Annotated in this window: 15 protein-coding genes and 2 pseudogenes; 10 read left to right on the top strand and 7 right to left on the bottom strand. The window is 47.9% G+C overall.

Features of this window, described 5'->3' with window-relative positions:
* Positions 1-278 precede the first annotated feature (278 nt).
* On the bottom strand, positions 279-728 hold the full coding sequence (locus JYB63_RS13160; RefSeq protein WP_205658304.1) for a PACE efflux transporter: 450 nt from the start codon (positions 726-728) through the stop codon (positions 279-281).
* A 109-nt stretch (positions 729-837) separates the two neighbouring features.
* Between JYB63_RS13160 and JYB63_RS13155 the strand changes: the two genes are divergently transcribed.
* The gene (locus JYB63_RS13155; protein WP_205658303.1) at positions 838-1740 is read left to right on the top strand and encodes a LysR family transcriptional regulator; all 903 of its coding nucleotides are present in this window, start codon (positions 838-840) and stop codon (positions 1738-1740) included.
* A 52-nt stretch (positions 1741-1792) separates the two neighbouring features.
* On the opposite strand, the gene folD is transcribed toward JYB63_RS13155, so the two are convergent.
* From folD to JYB63_RS13130, 5 genes are all read right to left on the bottom strand, one after another.
* Positions 1793-2662 carry a bifunctional methylenetetrahydrofolate dehydrogenase/methenyltetrahydrofolate cyclohydrolase FolD gene (gene folD, locus JYB63_RS13150; RefSeq protein ID WP_205658302.1) on the bottom strand — a complete coding sequence of 290 codons (870 nt, stop codon included), beginning with the start codon at positions 2660-2662 and terminating at the stop codon, positions 1793-1795.
* A 659-nt stretch (positions 2663-3321) separates the two neighbouring features.
* Complete coding sequence (locus JYB63_RS13145) at positions 3322-5772, bottom strand: GcvT family protein (RefSeq protein WP_205658301.1); 2451 nt, start codon at positions 5770-5772, stop codon at positions 3322-3324.
* A gap of 143 nt (positions 5773-5915) precedes the next feature.
* Entirely contained in the window at positions 5916-6863 is a 948-nt protein-coding gene (locus JYB63_RS13140; protein WP_205658300.1) for an electron transfer flavoprotein subunit alpha/FixB family protein, read from the bottom strand.
* Positions 6863-7612 carry an electron transfer flavoprotein subunit beta/FixA family protein gene (locus JYB63_RS13135; RefSeq protein ID WP_205658299.1) on the bottom strand — a complete coding sequence of 250 codons (750 nt, stop codon included), beginning with the start codon at positions 7610-7612 and terminating at the stop codon, positions 6863-6865. The genes JYB63_RS13140 and JYB63_RS13135 overlap by 1 nt, the downstream gene beginning before the upstream one ends.
* A gap of 445 nt (positions 7613-8057) precedes the next feature.
* Positions 8058-8651: a helix-turn-helix domain-containing protein gene (locus JYB63_RS13130; RefSeq protein WP_205658298.1), complete on the bottom strand. Its 594-nt coding sequence runs from the start codon at positions 8649-8651 to the stop codon at positions 8058-8060.
* 549 nt (positions 8652-9200) lie between these two features.
* Here JYB63_RS13130 and JYB63_RS13125 point away from each other — a divergent pair.
* The 4 genes from JYB63_RS13125 (at position 9201) to JYB63_RS13110 (ending at position 12780) form a co-directional block, all read left to right on the top strand.
* Complete coding sequence (locus tag JYB63_RS13125; protein ID WP_205658297.1) at positions 9201-10199, top strand: TRAP transporter substrate-binding protein; 999 nt, start codon at positions 9201-9203, stop codon at positions 10197-10199.
* Positions 10200-10273: 74 nt separating this feature from the next.
* Entirely contained in the window at positions 10274-10837 is a 564-nt protein-coding gene (locus JYB63_RS13120; protein WP_205658296.1) for a TRAP transporter small permease, read from the top strand.
* 15 nt (positions 10838-10852) lie between these two features.
* Positions 10853-12196 (top strand): TRAP transporter large permease, encoded by a 1344-nt coding sequence (locus JYB63_RS13115; RefSeq protein WP_205658295.1) that lies wholly within the window; start codon positions 10853-10855, stop codon positions 12194-12196.
* 83 nt (positions 12197-12279) lie between these two features.
* Positions 12280-12780, top strand: coding sequence for a universal stress protein (locus JYB63_RS13110; RefSeq protein WP_205658294.1), 501 nt, complete (start codon positions 12280-12282; stop codon positions 12778-12780).
* Positions 12781-12836: 56 nt separating this feature from the next.
* On the opposite strand, the gene JYB63_RS13105 is transcribed toward JYB63_RS13110, so the two are convergent.
* On the bottom strand, positions 12837-13010 hold the full coding sequence (locus JYB63_RS13105) for a hypothetical protein (protein ID WP_205658293.1): 174 nt from the start codon (positions 13008-13010) through the stop codon (positions 12837-12839).
* Between the two features lie 311 nt (positions 13011-13321).
* On the opposite strand from JYB63_RS13105, the gene JYB63_RS13100 reads away from it, so the two are divergent.
* From JYB63_RS13100 to JYB63_RS23525, 5 genes and pseudogenes are all read left to right on the top strand, one after another.
* On the top strand, positions 13322-13945 hold the full coding sequence (locus tag JYB63_RS13100) for a hypothetical protein (RefSeq protein WP_205658292.1): 624 nt from the start codon (positions 13322-13324) through the stop codon (positions 13943-13945).
* An 83-nt stretch (positions 13946-14028) separates the two neighbouring features.
* Positions 14029-14223 carry a hypothetical protein gene (locus JYB63_RS13095; protein ID WP_205658291.1) on the top strand — a complete coding sequence of 65 codons (195 nt, stop codon included), beginning with the start codon at positions 14029-14031 and terminating at the stop codon, positions 14221-14223.
* 3 nt (positions 14224-14226) lie between these two features.
* Positions 14227-14418, top strand: coding sequence for a protein adenylyltransferase SelO family protein (locus JYB63_RS23680; protein WP_353526279.1), 192 nt, complete (start codon positions 14227-14229; stop codon positions 14416-14418).
* Positions 14375-14746 (top strand): annotated as a pseudogene (locus JYB63_RS23675) (protein adenylyltransferase SelO family protein). Before JYB63_RS23680 ends, JYB63_RS23675 begins: the two are co-directional and overlap by 44 nt.
* A pseudogene (locus JYB63_RS23525) lies at positions 14742-15302 on the top strand (protein adenylyltransferase SelO family protein); the annotation flags it as partial. The pseudogenes JYB63_RS23675 and JYB63_RS23525, both read left to right, overlap by 5 nt.
* Between the last annotated feature and the right edge of the window lie 22 nt (positions 15303-15324).

The following is a 15324-nucleotide window of genomic DNA, read 5'->3' as shown; positions in this document are numbered from 1 at the left end:
AAAATACATCCGGATAAGCTAATACTGAATTTCAGACGAAAAAAAACCGGGTGCAAGCACCCGGTAAAAATACTTATGACAAGAGCCTATTGCCTGGATCGCGCCAAATACGATGTCGGCATAGTTCGTAAAATGAAAAGAGCCTGGCCAAATCAGACTCTTTTCCGCAGCAACCCTTCGGTGAGGTGAGGAAGTGTTGCCAACCACTTACGAGCCAGAGCAATAATACATTAATGATAATGATTATCAACTACTTTTAATAATTATTATCATATTTTTTATGCAACTGCTTTTTGCTGCACTACCGGGAAGATCCGGTCATACGCCCAGGTGTATACAAAGGTCATCACAACAACACTGGCCATTACTGCGATATCCATGATCAACGCCTGCCAGAGACTGAATCCCAGCCACCACATAATGATCGGTAAGGATGTCGCCGTCAGGGTAAACTCAAAGCTCAGGGCATGTACGATTCTGCCCATAAAGCTTCGTTCCGTTGGCACTCTGCCAAATGCCACATCCACCCTGTCGTACACATAGTTAAACGCCAGATTGATCAGCATAGCTTTAATACTGAGAATCAGTGACAGCGCCCCCATTTCCAGCAACTCTTTATCCAGTACATAACTCAGCGCCGGGGTAATGGTGCTGATTAACAATATTTCAAAGATAACGGTATAACGAATTCTGTCCCATTTGTTCCGGATAACAATTTCTGTCGCCATATCCACTGCTCCCCATGCCAACATCAAAATTTACAATATGCCGGGTATTCTAATCATCATTCAGATGGAATAAAGTTACTTAGTATCTATATTTCAGATAGGTAATTAAATGCTCAGTACTGATCAGATCACCGCCTTTATCGCCGCCGCAGAACACGGCTCATTCTCTGCGGCAGCCCGCAGCCTGAACAAAGCACAGTCAGCCGTCAGCCACGCCATTCAGAATCTTGAGATTGATCTGGGTGTCGAGCTCTTTGACCGCAGCGCCCGCAGCCCTTCCCTCACCCCGGCGGGGAAAGTCCTGTTACGCAAAGCACATGCACTGCAACAGACCCGGCAAGAGTTCATCGCCCAGGCAGCGTCCCTGAACGGGGCCAATGAAACAGAGATCTGTCTGGCAATTGCTCAGAGCGTCTGGGATCTGCCCCTGTTGGAAGTATTCAGGGAGTTCGAGCAAAAATACCCATATGTCACGCTTGAGTTGCTGGATCCGGGCAGCAGCGATGCCGCCGAACTGATCCGTTCCGGCCGCGCGGATATCGGCCTGATGATGGAACAGGAAATCTATCCCAAGGGCTTTCGCTTCAGTGGTATAGGCTATGCCCGCTTATTACCGGTCTGCCATCCGGATCATCCGCTGGTCGCACAGCAACCGGTCAGCCACCAGCAGCTGCGACAACACCGTCAATTACTGGCCAGTAACCGGAACCCTGACGACCGCAGTCATGAACGTCATTTACTCAGTCCTGATCTGTGGCGTTTTGAAAGCCCGCACGTAATGCTGGAAGCCGTGTGTGCAGGGCTTGGCTGGGCATTCCTGCATGAGTCAGTCATTCGCGAGAAACACAGCAACGGTGAGCTGACTGTCTTACAGCTGGCTTACCAGCAGGTAGATGCCTTTCAGGGAATTGATGTCATCTGGACAGAGCATAAAGCGCTGGGTTCCGCCGGCCAGTGGCTGCTTAACCGTTTACAGGCTGTCAGGGGTAACTCGCCGTTACCGGACGCCTGAGATCAGACACAAAAAAACCGGCTCATGGCCGGTTTTTTTATGACTGAAAATCTTAGTTCAGATTTTCCAGACGCTTGAATGCTGTCAGAGTGTTCAGCAGCAGCATTGCGATAGTCATCGGACCAACACCACCCGGTACAGGTGTGATGTGTGCCGCTTTTTCAGATGCGCTGGCGAAGTCAACATCACCTACCAGCTTGTTCTTACCGTCGCGCTCGATACGGTTGATACCTACGTCAATTACGCATGCACCTTCTTTGATCCAGTCAGCGTTAACCATTTCAGGACGGCCAACAGCAGCAACAACGATGTCCGCCTGACGGCAGATTTCTTCGATGTTCTGAGTGCGGGAGTGAACGATAGTCACGGTGCAGCTTTCAGCCAGCAGCAGTGCTGCCATTGGCTTACCAACGATGTTAGAACGGCCGATAACAACAGCGTTCTTACCGGACAGGTTATCACCCAGTGCGTGTTTGATCAGGTGAACACTGCCGTGCGGTGTACATGGCAGCAGGCTTTCTTCACCGATAGACAGACGGCCAACGTTTACCGGGTGGAAACCGTCAACGTCTTTGTCAGGATCGATTGCGTTCAGTACGGTTTTTTCGTCGATCTGAGATGGCAGTGGCAACTGACACAGAATACCGTGTACATCGTTGTCATTGTTCAGCTGATCAACCAGCGCCAGCAGTTCTTCCTGAGAAGTGGTGGCAGGCAAACGGTGCTCAGTAGATACAAAACCTACTTCTTTTGCCTGTTCGCCTTTCTTGCGAACATAAACCTGGCTAGCAGGATCTTCACCTACCAAGATAACGGTTAAGCCTGGTGCCTTACCGGCTTTTTGCTGAAGCTCAGCAACTTCACCCGCCATTGTTTGACGAAGATTAGTAGCATACGCGTTGCCGTCAATGATATTGCTCATAATTTACCTATCGTAATCCTGTATCGACCCGACACATCTGCATTCCCGGCAGCACAACTGCTATTAAGGGAACTGATATATCCGGGAGCTAAATTAGCCTTGGTTTACGCCCGCCAGCAAAGCATTCTGCGACGCGACAAAACAGCCGTTATGATATAGCTACCACTGTCAGGTTCAAGCGCTTATCGACAAGAAAACCCGGAAATTGGGCAGTGGTAAACACTGGCATGATCTGTAGCAATAGCTGACAGAAAAGCCGGTCATCAGAGCGGTATTATCAGGACAATACTTCAGCAATAATTTGCCAAAAGCGACCTGTATTTGATTAAAGATACAGACCCGGCCAACAGTACCTTCCGGCACTTGCTGTACCCTGCCCCTTTTTACTCTGCCACCTGCAATACCTTGCCGGTAATCGTGCCAAACCTGACATTCGCACCAAAAAAATCTCCTGTCCCAGTCACCTGAGCAGAAGATCGTCATAGCTATACTATTGAACAACTACTTTTGTATAACCCTGGCTGGGGGCTATCCTGCATGAGCGGCGTAAAAGAAGCAACCATGCGACTTAATTTTAGGGCACGACCAGACCAGAGCATACCTCTCTGATCCGGCAATTAAGTCACAGGTTGCCTCAAACCCTCATTAAATACTGGTCATCAGCACTTAATTTTTTCCATTGCCGGATCGTAGAAGGATCGCAGTGACGGTTTCACCGTATAACGTTCACATTCAACTTCGATCTCAAACGCTGCACTGTCCAGCCAGTCCTTGGTTACACCGGCATCGTTTTCGATGTAACCCATTGCAACCGTTGCTCCCAGAGAGTGACAGAACATACCTGCGGTTGTACGGCCAACAATCTTACCGTCAGCAATGATTGGCTCTTCGTGGTAGCAAAGCGGCTCAGGATTCTCGAACAGGAATGCGACAAAGCGACGCTTCAGAGGACCAGCCTCTTTCTGTGCCAGTAAGGCTTCCTTACCGATGAATCCACCTTCTTTATTAAAGTCAGAAGCAAAGCCTAAACCTGCTTCCAGCGCGGTATCTTCGTCGGTGATGTCGTGACCCCAGTGACGGTAGCACTTCTCCATCCGTAGGGAGTTCATGGTGTGGTAACCGTAAGGACGGATACCGAACTCTTCGCCGGCTTCATTGACCAGATCATAAACGCTTGGCGCAAATTCGGTTGGGATATACAGTTCCCAGCCCAGCTCACCTACATAGGTAATACGGGATGCGCGAACCACTGCGTAACCCAGTTCAATCTCTTTAGAGGTTGCAAACGGGAAAGCAGCATCGGACATGTCTTCACGAGTCAGTTTGCTCAGGGTTTCCCGGGACTTCGGCCCCATCACAGTCACAACTGCCATCGCAGAAGTCATATCGGTAAAGAACACCATGGCATCCGCCGGCTTGTTACGGCGCAACCAGGCCATATCACGGTTCTGACATGCCACACCTGAAACCACCAGGAAGCGGTCTTCTGCCAGACGGGTAACGGTAACATCTGCCTCAATACCACCGCGTTCGTTCAACCACTGGGTATACACCATACGGCCCACAGCAACATCAATGTTGTTAGAACAGATACGGTTCAGGTAGCTCACAGCATCCGGACCTTCAACCTGATACTTACAGAATGAGCTCTGATCAATGACGCCTACTGCATTACGAACCGCTTCATGTTCAGCACGGTTGTTGTCAAACCAGTTCTGACGGCCAAAGGAGTATTCATACTCAGCTTCCTGACCTTCATTGGCGAACCAGTTAGCACGCTCCCAGCCATTTTCTGAACCGAATACCGCACCCTGCGCCTTCAGCTGATCATGCAGTACTGAACGACGTACGCCACGGGAAGTTTTGAACTGCTTAAACGGATAGTGAGTTTCATACAGCAGACCCAGTGTTTCAGTGGTACGTTCCTGCAGATACTTCTGAGTCCCCTGGAAAGGCATATTACGGCGAATATCCACGTCCCACAGATCGCGAGGTGCATGGCCTTTATCAATCCACTCGGCCAGCATCTTACCGGCACCACCGGCAGACTGAATACCTACAGAGTTGAAACCGGCTGCGACAAAGTAGTTACGCAGTTCAGGTGCTTCACCCAGGTGGTAACGGTCATCCGGTGTGAACGACTCAGGTCCGTTAAAGAATACCTGAAGACCGGTTTTTTCCAGTTCAGGTACACGGTGCATTGCCGCTTCCAGGTAAGGCTCCAGGTGTTCAAAATCTTCCGGCAGCTCATCAAAGCAGAAATCTTCAGGAATACCGTCCTGGCCCCATGGCTTAGCGCCCGGCTCAAACATACCAACCAGCAGCTTACCGGCATCTTCTTTGTAGTAGCAGTAACCGTCCATATCCCGCAGAGTAGGCAGGCCATGATCCAGATTCGGCATGTTCTCAGTCACGACGTAGAAGTGTTCCGCACCGTGCAGTGGCACGTTTACACCGGCTTTCTTACCGAACTCGCGGGCCCACATACCGGCACAGTTAACCACGTATTCGGCATCGATATCGCCCTGCTCGGTGATAACTCCGGCAGCCTTGCCGTCACGGATCTTCATATCCAGCACTTTTACGCCTTCAATGATCTGCGCACCGCCCATACGGGCACCTTTTGCCAGCGCCTGGGTAACGTCAACCGGACTTGCCATACCGTCCATCGGCAGGTGAATCGCACCCAGCACATCATCAATGTTCAGCAATGGCCACAGATCACGGGCCTGTTCAGGGCTGATTACGTCACACGGGAAGCCGGCAACCTTCGCCATAGATGCGCCACGTTTAAGTTCAGACAGACGCTCCTTGTTGGTCGCAATTGTCAGTGAGCCATTACGCACAAAGCCAGTTGCCTGTCCGGTTTCAGCCTGAAGAGTGTCATACAGGCTGGCACTGTAATTGGCCAGCATCGACATATTATAAGTAGCCCGTAAAGTAGGTACTAAGCCGGCAGCGTGCCAGGTGGTACCACAGGTCAGTTGCTTACGCTCAAGCAGGACTACATCAGTAATACCCAGCTTGGTCAGGTGGTAAGCAACGCTACAGCCGATAACACCGCCACCGACGATGACGACACGGGCGGATGAGGGTAATTGCTTTGTCATATGATTCTCCAACAGCCTGTCAGGCTGTAACTGCACATTCTTGTTTCGCTCTGTCAGTTATGGACTGCAGAGACATTTATTATGAGCACTGAAAAAAAATGCCTGCAGCGAGCTGCAGGCTAAGCAGTGCTTTAGAGAAAACGTTAAACCTGTTGCTCCAGCTCTGGCAGAGCTTCAAACAGATCCGCTACCAGGCCGTAGTCAGCCACATTAAAGATAGGTGCTTCATCGTCCTTATTAATAGCAACGATGACTTTTGAATCTTTCATGCCCGCCAGGTGCTGAATAGCACCGGAGATACCGACCGCGATATACAGTTCCGGCGCAACAATCTTGCCTGTCTGGCCAACCTGATAGTCATTGGATACAAAGCCAGCATCCACCGCTGCACGGGATGCACCGACAGCCGCACCGATTTTGTCTGCAACCTTTTCCAGTAACGGGAAGTTCTCACCGCTCTGCATACCGCGACCACCGGAGATGATCACCCGGGCAGATGCCAGTTCAGGGCGTTCAGAATCACTCTTTTCTTCACCGATGAAACGGGATACACCCTGATCAGCTACCTGATCCAGAGTCTGCACTTCAGCCTGGCCACCTTCGGCTGCAACCGCTTCAAAGGCAGTGGTTCGTACAGATACAACTTTGATAGCATCGCTGCTCTGCACTTTCACCAGTGCGTTACCGGCATAGATTGGACGTACAAACGTATCGGCACTGCAGACTTCAATAATGTCTGACACCTGAGCAACATCCAGCAATGCCGCAATACGTGGCAACACATTCTTAGCAGAAGTAGTGGATGCAGCAATAATGTGGGAATAGGCAGCTTCTTTTGTCAGGGCAACCACGGCCGGTGCCAGGTTTTCCGCCAGTTGCTGTACCAGTGCAGCAGAATCCATCACCAGCACTTTATCAACACCGGCTACCGCCGCAGCCTGCGCGCTTACCGCTGCACAGTCACTGCCAGCTACCAGCACGTGCAGATCACCCGCTCCGGCCTGCTTAAGTTCTTCTGCAGCACGAACACTGTTCAGAGTGGCAACATTCAGCTGTTGGTTATCGTGTTCAGCAATTACCAGAATCGTCATTACAGTACTCCTGCTTCAGCGGTTAATTTTTCAACCAGTTCGCTTACATTGGCAACTTTAATACCCGCCTGACGTTCTTCAGGCATGGTTACTTCCAGCGTTTTCAGGCGCGGTGCTACATCAACACCCAGATCTTCAGGAGTGATGGTTTCCAGCGGCTTACGCTTGGCCTTCATAATATTTGGCAAAGATGCATAACGGGGTTCGTTAAGGCGCAGATCGGTGGTGACAACAGCCGGTAATTTCAGGCCGATCTTCTGCAGGCCACCGTCCACTTCACGGGTAACCAGCAACTCTTCACCGGCAACTTCAACTTCAGATGCGAACGTCCCCTGAGTCATATTGGTTAATGCAGCCAGCATCTGGCCAGTCTGGTTATTCTCGCCGTCAATGGACTGTTTACCCATCATGACAATACCTGGCTGCTCTTTTTCAACCAGTGCGGCCAACAGCTTAGCAATCGCTAACGGCTCAACCTCTGCATCCGTCTCAATCTGAAGCGCACGGTCAGCACCCAGTGCTAAACCTGTACGTAACTGTTCCTGACAATCTTTGGTACCAGCGCTCACCACAACAACCTCAGTGGCAATACCTTTTTCTTTAAGACGAACAGCTTCTTCGATCGCGATCTCACAAAATGGATTAACCGCCATCTTTACATTGCTTAGATCAACTGCAGAGTTATCCGGTTTCACACGAACCTTTACGTTCGCATCAACAACCCGCTTTATCGCGACCAGTATCTTCATCACAACCTCATCAAGACCGTTTTCACCCTGCTGTGAAAGAAATCAAAGCAAAATGAAATTATTTATTAAAATTTCATTTATATATATACACCCGACATTTTTTTATGTCAAAGAATTTATATGATGAAAATTACACTTAAAGAGAAACATTAGAAAAAAACAATCAATGAATATGAAAGATTGGCAATGCGTAAATGACTGACAGTACATATATACAGACGCGGAAATACAGATGATAAAGCCCACTGTACAGACAACTGCGGCAAAGGGCTTACATTTACAGACAGCAAAGCGGAAGGGATAAGAAGGCTTTACAGGAAGCAAACCGGTACACAGATTGCCTGCGTACCGATAAGCATTAACAGAGAGTTAAATAAGAGGGTTATCTAAAAGAGCTAAATAAAAGACAGGGGTACAGAAAACGCTGGCAACCTCAGCTGCCGGATCAGTAGTTTGCGCCGGCTAATGTCCAGACGATGACAACGTCTTCTTCATCTGACAGATTTCGCAGCCAGTGAGGTTCATCGCCCGTCAGTGCAAAGCTATCTCCGGTACCAAGGTGGAATACTTTTTCTCCGATTCCCAGCTCCAGATGACCGGAAAGCACAAATCCGGCTTCTTCACTCTTACGACGGCGGGATGCCTGCCTGCCAGATCCTGGTTCTAAAGTCGAAAGCACCATCTGCAGCTGACCGCTCAGTGTCGGCGATAATAATTCTTCCCGCATGCCGGTACCGGCAAAATTCAGACTGCGCCGGTTATGATGCCGGACGATGTAATCCAGCTCTTCAACTGGTGCTTCCCGGTCGGCATGAAAGAACCAGCTTATCTGTACATCCAGAATTTCACTGATCGCCTGTAATACAGGAATAGGCAAAGCTGATACACCCCGCTCTACCTGACTGACGTACCCTACCGAGCGGTCTATTTTTTCTGCCATCGCCGTCAGCGTAATACCTTTGGCTTTGCGCAAATCCCTTATTTGCTTACCTATACGCAGGTTTTCGCTTTCCATATTGTCTTTATGCCCCTGTTTCATAACTGACCTTTCACCATTAACCGGTGACATCATAACAAACAATCTGCCTGGTGAATAAACTTGTCAATTTTTCACTGAAACAACAACGCACTGAAATAAAGCACTCAAAAACCACACTTTTTTGCCTCCGGAGGTTTCACCCGGAAGTCGTATAGGTACGAATGATCAATAACTTATGAAAATAAATTAGGAATTTTAATTTTTTGCATTGGGAATCAAGGCTATAGTATTAACCGGTAACCCATTCTTGCAGTTAAAGAACGGCATGCGTTTAGGACTGGCCCCATTTAGGTTGCCCGGCTGGCCCTAAAAAACAAACATCCATGGGTTAACTATGTATGACATTGTCACATTGAGATTCTGATGTCTGATTACTCCTTGTTATCAGACGTAAAACCAGGTTTCGCCGAGTGATAATGGCTTACAGAAAGTTGTTATTAATTACCCATGTGGTATTAATTTCTCTGACTCTAAGTCGATTCGGCAACGGATCACATGGCTCAACACTTGTCTCAGAACAAGTGCAATAACAAAAATCAGGAGTTACTTATGAAGCATAAGAATAAGATCACTAAAGTACTATCCCTGACTGCTGGCTTGTTGTTCTCTGCCAGCACTCTGGCTGCAAACTGGAACATCGCAGTGGGTGATGGTGGTGGAAGTGCTCAAGAAGCTTTAGGTCTGAAGTTTATCGAACGTCTGGAAGCTAAGACTGACCACAGCGCTAAGCTGTTCCTGAACGGTCAGCTGGGTTCCGAGCAGGACACTGTAAACGATGCTGCACTGGGCACACTGGATTTCTCCATCGTAGCCAGTAACAACATCGCTCCTTTCTCTCCAACTCTGGGCATTCTGTCTCTGCCTTACATCTTTGAAAACCTGGATCAGGCGGTAAGCGTTGTATCTGGTCCAATCGGTGCAGAGCTGGTTGAAAACACTATTCGTGACTCAGGTGTACGTATCGTAGGCTGGACTTACTCCGGTTTCCGCGTACTGAGTAACTCCAAGCGTCCAATCAAAAAGCTGGCTGACCTGGACGGCGTTGTAGTTCGTGTACCTAAGAACGAAATCATGATCGATACTTACAAGTCCTGGGGTAACAACCCTACTCCAATGGCTTGGTCTGAAACATTCACAGCTCTTCAGCAGGGCGTTGTAGATGGTCAGGATACTCCTTACACCACTATTTACGCGATGAAGTTCGGTGAAGTTCAGAAGTACATCTCTGACCTGCACTACCTGTTCCTGCTGGAGCCTCTGATTGTTTCTGAATCTCTGTATCAGGACCAGGACGAAGCTACTCAGAAAGCAATTCTGGAAGCTGGCCAGGAAGCAACTGCTTACAGCCTGCAGTGGCTGAAAGACAAAGAAGCTATCATCAAAGAAGAGCTGGTTAGCAAGTACGGCATGGAAATCAATGCTCTGGAAGATGAAGCTGAGTGGGCTAAGAAAGCACAAGATGCTGTATGGCCTAAGTTCTACGAAAGTGTTGGCGGCAAAGAGAAAGTTAATGCCCTGCTACGCTCTCTGGGACGTGAAGAAATCTAAGGTTAGTTAACCTCAGATCTCTCACTCACGTATATGCCCCATCCGGGGCATATACTTATACCGGAGTACCTCCCATGGGCAGCAAATTCATACATTTTCTCGATAATATCGAAAGTTACATCTGCCGCACATTGCTGACAATCTTTGTCTCTTTGTTGTTTATGCAGATCGTTTCTCGTCAGCTTTTTGGTTATTCATTTTCCTGGACCGAAGAGCTCTCCGTTTACATGTTCGTCTGGTTCGTATTTTTCGGCGCCAGCTACGCAGCAAAACTTGCAGCACATAACCGTGTGACCTTCCAGTACAAATTGATGCCGGCATTCCTGCCACCAATTCTGGAATTCATTACTGACGTTGTGTGGGTATGCTTTAATGCCTACTTCGTATATCTGTCTTATGATTTTGTTTTCAACAAGATGAACCTGTTTTGGAAATCCCAGACTCTGGGCGTTCCGATGAAGTATATTTACGTCATTCTGCCAATTGCCTTTTCCCTGATGACATTCCGGGTAATCCAGGTTAACTACTACAAACTGGTTAAAGGCATCGACATCCGTGATCCGGACTCTCAGGAACTGGAAGAGCTGATCGATCACGATATCGACGAAGACGATAAAAATAATAAAAGCGCCGTTTAATCTCAGGAGCTGATCATGGCAGAATCCTCAATAGTACTCATATTATTTGGATCATTTCTGGTCCTTTTAGTGATGGGCGCTCCCGTAACCGTATCTCTCGGTGTGGCGGCGTTAGCATCCTTTTTATATCTCGATCAAAACCCGATTAAGTTTGTTCAGATAGCCTTTACCTCAGTAGGCTCCTTCCCGCTGATGGCACTGCCTTCGTTTATCCTTGCCGGCGCCCTGATGGAAGCAGCAGGTATATCAAAACGACTGGTAAATCTGGCTGAAAGCTTTGCAGGCCCCGTAACCGGCGGTATTTCAGCAGCTGCTGTACTGGCATGTATGTTCTTCGGTGCAATTTCAGGCTCCGGCCCTGCGACAACTGCCGCAGTGGGCATGCTGATGATCCCGGCAATGGTTAAGCGCGGCTACGATAAAGGCTACGCGTCTGCAATTACTGCATCTTCAGGCGGCCTGGGCATCGTTATCCCGCCATCTATTCCGATGGTAATCTTCGGTATCTCAGCAATCGGCCTGACCGTACCGCCTGAAGCAATCGCCGTTCACGGTGAATTCCAGAGCGTATCAATCAGTAAGCTGTTTATCGCAGGCTTCCTGCCAGGCGTAGTAATGTCGGCATGTATTCTGACCATGAACTACTTCCGCTGTAAGAAAGCAGGTTACATGGGCACAGAAGGCGGCTGGGATATCGCACACATCATTGATGCATTCAGAACCGGCTTCTGGTCCATTCTGGCACCGCTGGTTATTCTGGGCGGTATTTACTCAGGCTTCTTTACACCAACCGAATCTGCGATTGTAGCTATCTTCTACACCCTGTTCGTCGGTGCGTTCATTCACAAAGAACTGAGCTGGCAGGATCTGTTCCGCTCACTGGAAACCACTACATGGCTTTCCGGCCGGGTATTGCTGATCCTGTTTACCGCAACCGTATTTGGTCGCCTGCTGGTTGAAAACCAGATTCCAGCAATCGTTGCTGAATCTATGCTCAGCCTGACAGATAACCTGTATATCATCTGGTTCATGATCATTGCCTTCCTGCTGTTCGTCGGCATGTTCATGGAAACCCTGGCTGCAATCATGATTCTGACGCCAGTACTGCTACCTGTTACCTATAACCTGGGTATCGATCCGATCCACTTCGGTATCATAATGGTATGTAGTCTGTCGATCGGCTTCTCCACTCCTCCTTTGGGTGAGAACCTGTTCGTAGCCTCGGGTATATCCAATATTTCACTGGAAGAAGTAACTGTAAAAGCACTGCCTTTCGCAGCCATGTCTACCCTTGCGGTATTCATCATTGCCTTCTTCCCTGAAATCGCACTATTCCTGCCGCGGGCATTTGGTTACTAGCCAGCTATTAACCTAACCCCGCCAGAAATACTCAGCCGGCAGCAACTGCCGGCTGTTACAGCCAATAAACAGGAAGAACCATCATGCTACCTAAAGTTCGTAAGATTCTTTACAGCACAGACCTTTCCAAGAGTTCTACCGCAGCGTTTGAGCACGCAACCTATCTGGCAAAGCAAACCGGTGCTGATATTCATATCCTGCACGTCGTCGAAAAGCTGTCCAGCGATGCAAAGATCACTCTGCAAACCTACGTAATGGACTCCAAAAGCCGCCACGACCTTTTACAGGAACGTGTCCATAACGCAACTGATAAACTGCACGCACGTCAGGATAACTTCTGGAATTCACTGCATCCGGATGAAGCTGAAGTTCGCAAACAGATCAAGTCTATCGATATTGTGGAGGCGTACCCTGCTGAAACAATCATCAAAACATCTAAAGAATTAGATGTTGATCTGATTGTAATGGGTACCCATGAAAAAGGAATGTTACACACATTCCTGGGCAGCGTTGCCAAGAAAGTACTCAGCCACTCACGCATCCCAATGCTGATTGTGCCGCTGGCCGAACGTGAAGATGATTAATATCTGACACATACAAAAAAGCCCCGATTATTCGGGGCTTTTTTATTGAATGAGGTTTAACCTGCAATGCCGACAAAATCATAAGAAGGCTTTGGCTCGCTTTGTGGCTTAGCCTTTACTGGCATTACACACATCATCTGCTTTGGCTGCTTCAGTACGATTCTGATCTTATTCTGATGACCAGCTGTTACGTTTACTGCCTGTGGCTGACTTGCTCTGTGCGCTAACATACCTTTTACCTCTCGGTTATGACTCCTCAGATTCAAAATGGAGCCAGTTGTGTAACTTCTATGGAACCAGTATGGCGCAGACCACTTATATTTCAAAAGAATAAAAAACGATAATCTATTCCAAAATTGAATATAAAATATAAGCATCTATTTTTTAAGCAGTTTTAACTCTGAAACACAGAATCCTGTACACTTAAATTTATTTCATCATAAAAAATTGGCCCCAATTTTACGGGAAGACTGGCGCTAACCCACCGACAAAGCAATTTTTATATTAAAGTATCTTTATAGCTTTGATGTGTTTAGCCACTATGAAACTGAACAGCTCCTTTGATATAGCAGCCAACCACTGGCAAAACCCTTCCCGCAACTCTGACGCGCGCAGCAGCGGCAACGGATTGTTATGTATTGCCTACGGAAGCCTGGAAAAAGCCGCACGTAATCACTGGAATGATGAACAACCCTTTATCTCAGATTCAGATCTGGCGGTATTACTACACTGCTGCAAAGCCACACAATCACCTGAAGAGATAAAGTCAGCTCTCAACACATTCATCCAGAATTCTCTGCAGGATGACTGGGCAGAATATGATGACCTGACACATTCTCAGCGCCAGAAAATTACAATTAACCTGGTAAATACGCTAGCCAGCTCAGTATTAAAGGAGTCAGCTGCTACTCGGGTCGCAAGCCAGCTTCTTTTTCTTCTGTGCCCTCAACTACCGGTTTTTCCGGTTATTCACGATAAAGACATTGATGGCATCAGCTACCAGGAATTTTATCTGCAACAAAAACAAAACTTCACGCTGGCACTGCCATCACTGGATCAGAGCTGCCCGTTAATTCATTACGGCGACAGCAATGAACAGGACATTATCCGCAAGCTTCTGCAGGCCAACAATTGGTGGCAGCGGTATCTGTTTATTCACTCTTAACGCTGAACCTCACTCATAGCCGGCATTATGAAAACGGTCTTCAGTAATATACTCAGACCGTTTTTTAATGGCTGGCAATCAACATGAGCACTTTCCTGGATAACCTGAAATTCAGCAACCGATTTGTTGAGCAACTACCTGCTAACCCGGTTACCGATAACTATTGCCGTCAGGTTGAATCCGCCTATCTTTCTTATGTAGAGCCTACACAGGTCAGCCCCCCCCCTCAAACACTGGCAACATTTTCAGAGATACTCGAAACCATTAGCGACGACTAAGACATAACCGACTTACTGAATGATTCAGCATTTGCTGAAATATTTACCGGCAATAAACTTCTCCCAGATATGAATCCATATGCAAGCTGCAATGGTGGCCATCAGTTTAGTAACTGGGCAGGACAACTGGGAGACGGTCGGGCCATTAACCTTGGCGAAGTTTCAAAAAAAACGGGCTCTTTACTCTCCAACTGAAAGGCGCTGGCAGACTCCCTATTCCAGAAGAGCTGACGGCTCTCGATCATCTTTACGCGAGCATCTCTGCAGCGAAGCCATGCACCACTCCGGAATACCCACCACCCGAGCACTCAGCCTGTGCCTTACTGGCTAATCCGTCACCCGGGATATGCTCTATAACGGCAATCCTCAGCAGGAGCCTGGCGCTACCGTGTGCCGTGTAGCTAAATCCTTTACCCGCTTCGGACACTTTCAGCTATATGCATCCAGAAGTGATACTTCTTTACTGAAGCAATTCACCGACTCTACCCCGAAAACGATTTTCCCCATCTGGGCAAACCGGTAAAGACACCTATATAGAATGGTTCAGTGAAGTCTGTACCCGGACTCTTGAAATGATTGCCCACTGGCAACGGGTAGGCTTTGTTCACGGTGTAATGAATACCGACAACATGTCAATTCTTGGTCAGATAATTGATTACGACCCTTATGGCTGGCTGGACAACTATGACCCTGACTGGACGCCAAACACAACCGACGCTCAGAACAAGCGCTACCGTTTCGGTAATCAGGTGCAGGCATCACTGTGGAATCTCTACCAGTTGGCAAATACGATTTACCCGCTAATAGAAGATACTAAACCTCTTGAAGAAATCCTTAACAGCTATTCTGGCAAATATCAGACAGTTTATTACCAGATGATGTGCCAAAAACTCATTTTAAATACATCATTTAGTGACCAAAAAGAAAACCTGATAAATATGCTTGAAAAGCTATTAACTTCAGCCGAAACCGATATGACCATCTTTTACCGGGTTTTGGCAAACACACCTTTGAACAAGAATATAAAGGAACAAATGAATACACTGGAAAATGCTTTTTTAGATTCCCGAACAAATTAATGAAACATATATTCAGACATTA

Source organism: Aliamphritea spongicola (assembly GCF_017051665.1).
Lineage (GTDB): Bacteria > Pseudomonadota > Gammaproteobacteria > Pseudomonadales > Balneatricaceae > Amphritea > Amphritea spongicola.
This window is presented reverse-complemented; position numbering and strand designations above follow the sequence as displayed.

Excerpts from the sequence above, each read along its gene's own strand:
- JYB63_RS13160 (WP_205658304.1), bottom strand. The coding sequence starts at position 728 with ATGGCGACAGAAATTGTTATCCGGAACAAATGGGACAGAATTCGTTAT.
- JYB63_RS13155 (WP_205658303.1), top strand. The coding sequence starts at position 838 with ATGCTCAGTACTGATCAGATCACCGCCTTTATCGCCGCCGCAGAACAC.
- folD (WP_205658302.1), bottom strand. The coding sequence starts at position 2,662 with ATGAGCAATATCATTGACGGCAACGCGTATGCTACTAATCTTCGTCAA.
- JYB63_RS13145 (WP_205658301.1), bottom strand. The coding sequence starts at position 5,772 with ATGACAAAGCAATTACCCTCATCCGCCCGTGTCGTCATCGTCGGTGGC.
- JYB63_RS13140 (WP_205658300.1), bottom strand. The coding sequence starts at position 6,863 with ATGACGATTCTGGTAATTGCTGAACACGATAACCAACAGCTGAATGTT.
- JYB63_RS13135 (WP_205658299.1), bottom strand. The coding sequence starts at position 7,612 with ATGAAGATACTGGTCGCGATAAAGCGGGTTGTTGATGCGAACGTAAAG.
- JYB63_RS13130 (WP_205658298.1), bottom strand. The coding sequence starts at position 8,651 with ATGAAACAGGGGCATAAAGACAATATGGAAAGCGAAAACCTGCGTATA.
- JYB63_RS13125 (WP_205658297.1), top strand. The coding sequence starts at position 9,201 with ATGAAGCATAAGAATAAGATCACTAAAGTACTATCCCTGACTGCTGGC.
- JYB63_RS13120 (WP_205658296.1), top strand. The coding sequence starts at position 10,274 with ATGGGCAGCAAATTCATACATTTTCTCGATAATATCGAAAGTTACATC.
- JYB63_RS13115 (WP_205658295.1), top strand. The coding sequence starts at position 10,853 with ATGGCAGAATCCTCAATAGTACTCATATTATTTGGATCATTTCTGGTC.
- JYB63_RS13110 (WP_205658294.1), top strand. The coding sequence starts at position 12,280 with ATGCTACCTAAAGTTCGTAAGATTCTTTACAGCACAGACCTTTCCAAG.
- JYB63_RS13105 (WP_205658293.1), bottom strand. The coding sequence starts at position 13,010 with ATGTTAGCGCACAGAGCAAGTCAGCCACAGGCAGTAAACGTAACAGCT.
- JYB63_RS13100 (WP_205658292.1), top strand. The coding sequence starts at position 13,322 with ATGAAACTGAACAGCTCCTTTGATATAGCAGCCAACCACTGGCAAAAC.
- JYB63_RS13095 (WP_205658291.1), top strand. The coding sequence starts at position 14,029 with ATGAGCACTTTCCTGGATAACCTGAAATTCAGCAACCGATTTGTTGAG.